Raw genomic sequence first — 242 nt, forward strand, 5'->3', positions numbered from 1 at the left:
GTCCGCACGGCGCCGCGGATGGACGCGGAATCCGGGACGCCCGAGCCCGGCAGGAGCGCGGGACCGCCTGCCTGGCCGCCTGCGATCCCCTCCCCGCCGACGCACCGCGGCAGCCCGGGCAGCCGGTCGAATGGCTGGTGGGAGAACTGGAACGAGTCGAGTGCGTCGGCGACGAGCCGTGCCGCGCCGAGGGCGTCGGCCCCGGTCTCCTTGATCGACACATGCGCGGCACGACCCTGGAA

Annotated in this window: 1 protein-coding gene; it reads right to left on the reverse strand. The window is 75.2% G+C overall.

The window, feature by feature from the left end:
• Positions 1 to 242: hypothetical protein (locus tag ACLJNW_RS28010; protein ID WP_410961877.1), on the reverse strand; the 242-nt coding region annotated here is incomplete at both ends.

The organism is Salmonella sp. SAL4457, assembly GCF_046548235.1.
In the GTDB taxonomy this organism is placed as follows: domain Bacteria; phylum Pseudomonadota; class Gammaproteobacteria; order Enterobacterales; family Enterobacteriaceae; genus Salmonella; species Salmonella enterica.